Origin of the sequence: Mesorhizobium sp. M7A.F.Ca.CA.004.04.2.1, assembly GCF_004022825.1 — a bacterium.
GTDB lineage: Bacteria > Pseudomonadota > Alphaproteobacteria > Rhizobiales > Rhizobiaceae > Mesorhizobium.
The window spans coordinates 1-3,525 of the sequence record NZ_RZPH01000648.1 but is presented as its reverse complement, the minus strand read 5'-3'; the positions used below and the strand labels follow the sequence as shown (position 1 = coordinate 3,525).

General features: G+C 65.3%; 1 pseudogene. It reads left to right on the top strand.

From position 1 onward, the window contains the following. Window positions 1-15: 15 nt before the first annotated feature. A pseudogene (locus EN893_RS24550) lies at window positions 16-3,525 on the top strand (hypothetical protein); the annotation flags it as partial.

Here is a 3,525-nt window from a genome sequence, read left to right as displayed (position 1 = left end):
ACTCTGGACGACGCCGTGACCAAGTCGGGTGCGAACGGCTTTGTCGTCGCGCTTGGCGGCAACGGCAATCTGACGACCGGCGGCGTGACGCTTGCCAATGGACAGACCGTCATCGGCGGCGGCGAAAGCGTCACCGCCAGGCTTTTCGGCGGCGGCACCAGCACCTTCAACCTGGGCGGCAGCGACGGCACGATCCAGGGCACCAACGTCGCCAACCCGGTCATCACGCTGGGCAACGGCAACACGCTCAACGGCATCACCATCACCGGCGGCGCCGACGGCATTTTCGGCAACAACATCACCGGCGCGACGCTGACCAATGTGACGGTCACCGGTGCGGGCGGCAACGGCGCCGACTTCACCGGCAGCTCGACCGGCATCACCGGCTCCAATTTCACCGCCACCGGCAACGGCCTCGATGGCTTGCACATCGAAGGCGACGGCACCTACAATTTCACCGGCACGACGCTGCTGCAGGGCAATCTCGACGACGGTCTCGATATCAGCGGCAAGGGCACCTACACCTTCGCCACCATCAATGCGCAGGACAATACTGACCGCGGCATCACCGTGCAGGGCACGTCGACCGGCGGGACGTTCACCACCACCGGCGGCACAATATCGGGCAATGGCGGCACCGCCGTCTTCATCGATCCGATCACCGCTCATGTGGTGCTGGACTCGATCAGCCAGAGCGGCGGCACGTCGGGCGTCGTGCTCGAGAATGTCGCGGGCAGCTTCACCGTCAACGGTGCGACGACGATCTCCGACACGACCGGACCGGCGATCGCCATTTCGGATTCGCCGGCGGCGATCCGCTTCGGCGACATCAGCATCACCAATCCCGGCGCCGACGGCATCTCGTTTGCCGGCGTCAATGCGGCGGTGGTCACCGGCAACATCGTCATTTCCGGACTGGGTGTCGGCACCGGCGTCGATTTCTCCGGCAGCAAAACCAATTTCACCGCGCAGTCGCTCAACATCACCGGTACCGGTGCCGCCGGTTCGATCGGCATCGACCTGACCTCGCCGAGCGTCGGCGGCGCGGTGATCACCATCACCGCTGGTGGCGTCATCGCCAATGTCGATACCGGCGTGCGGCTGGGCATTGCCGGAACGCCGGGGGCCACGGCCAACGCCGAGTTTACCTTCGGCGGCGGTTCCAGCTCCATCTCCGGCATCACCGCCTCGCTCGATGCGCGCGGGCTCAATGAGGGCAGCGGCCACTACGCCTTCGGCACGACGCAGTTTACCGGCCCGCAACTCTACGATCTGCGCAATTACATCTTCGTCGCGGCCGGGGCTTCGGGCGGCGGCACGTCCATCACCGACCTCGCCTCGATCGATTATGCCGACAGCATTACCGCCAGCGACGCCATCATTGTCCTGGTCAACCGCGGGACGATCGACGACGCCACCGGCTTCTCGCTGAGCGACGGGCAGGAACTGGCGTCGTTCGGCAACGGCCGCGCGTTCTCGCTCGGCGGGGTGCCGTTGAATGTCACCGGCACCAACGTCCATCATGACGAATCCATCTCGGATTCCGCGGGCGCGGCAACGCTGACCAGTTCCGGCGCCGGCGATGTCGTGACGCTGGGCAACGGCAACACATTGCTCGATTTCAATATTTCCGGGGGCGCCGCCGCCGGCATCCACGGCCTGGGCACAAATGGCCTGACCGTCCAGGGCGTGACGGTCAGCAATGTCGCAACCGGCCTCTTCCTCGATGGAGTGGCCGGTACGGTCTCGGTCGACGACCTGACCGTCCAGACCGCATCTGAAACCGGCATCGTGCTTGTCGGTTCGAGCGCGACCGTCAATTTCACCGGCAACACCAAGATCACCAACGCCACCAGTGCGGCGCTGTCCGCCAACAATTTCGACGGCATCGCCACCTTCGACGATCTCGACATCACCGGCGGCGGCGTAGGCATAGGCATCGTCGGCAGCTCCAGCGGAACCTTGACCTTCGGGGTCGGGAGTTCCATCGCCAACACGAGCAGCAACGCCTTCTCCATCAGCAACTCGACGCCCAACGTCACCTACAACGGCACCATCAACCAGACCGCTGCTACCAGCGCGGTGGGGATCTCCGGCATGAGCGGCGGCAGCGCCACGTTCGGTGGAGCGATCACCGCCAGCACCGCCACCGCCTTTGCGATCAACCTGAGCGGCAACACCGGCGGCACAATCAAGTTCACCGGCGGGCTGGATCTGACCACGACCACCGGCACCGGCTTCAGCGCCACCGGGGGCGGCACGATCACAGTCGCGGCCGCAGGCACGGAGCAGATCACCACCGGCACCGGCCACGCGATCAATCTCGACGGCGTCACCATCGGCACCGGCGGCATGGCGTTCGACAGCATCACGACAGGTGTTGCGCAAGCCACGGCGCTCAACTTCAATGCCGTTTCGGGCGGCCCGTTCCTGGGTGGCAATGTCACCATCGGCGGCACCGGTGGCGGCATCAACGGCCTTGCAATCAACGCTTCGTCATCGACCTTCACCATCACCAATCTGGTGACGACCAATGTCGCGGGCACCGATGTCAGCCTGACCAACAACACCGGCTCGATCGCGATCCTCGGTGGCGCCATCGCCAATTCGGGCACTGGCGACGGTGTCGTCGTTTCCGGTGGCAGCGCGACAATCGGTGTGGCGGCCAACATCTCCAGCTCGGCAACCGTGCCAGGCATAGCGGTCAAGGTCGACGGCACCACTGGCGGCTCGGTGACCTTCAGCGGCAGCGTCACCTCGACCGGCACCGGCAATCTTTTCGCGATCGGCTCGACGCTGCCCCCGGTCGGCGGCGCGATCAGCTTCATCGGCTCGACGCTGTCTGCGACGGGCGGCGGTGGCGCCGTCGTCACCGGCCTTGCCGGAACCGCGACGCTGAACGTCACAGCTCCGCTGTCGATCACCGGCGCCACTGCCACCGGCCTGGCCGTCGCCAATGTCGCCAGCACCGCATCGGCGACCTTCGGGGCGGTGACCGTGTCGGGTGCCACGGGCAATGGCATCGACATCACCAACAATGCCGGCGCCGTCACCTTCGGCACCACCAGCGTGACGATGGGTTCGACCGTCGGTCCAGCCGGCATCAACTTCGCCCTGACCAATGCCGATGTCACATTTGGAACAACCAATGTGACGATGGGCTCCGGCGCCAACCAGACCGGCATCGACTTCAGCGGTTCATCGACCACGGCCGATTTCGGCGTGACAACGATCACCGGCACCGGCGACCTCACCTCGCGCGGCATCGACCTGTCATCGACGACGGGCAACAAGACCATCACCTTTCTGCAGGGCTCCAGCATTTCCAATGCTGGTGTCGGCGTCGAACTGTCGTCGGGCGGCACGACGGCGACGTCGGCCAACGCCAACTTCACCTTCGGCGACGGCGACGCGACTGTGCTGCAATCCTCGATCACAGCGGCCAGTGGCGGCTACACGGTCAACACGATCGGGCTCGATCCGACGCTCGGCAATTATGATTTCGATGATGTCGCCTTCACCGGC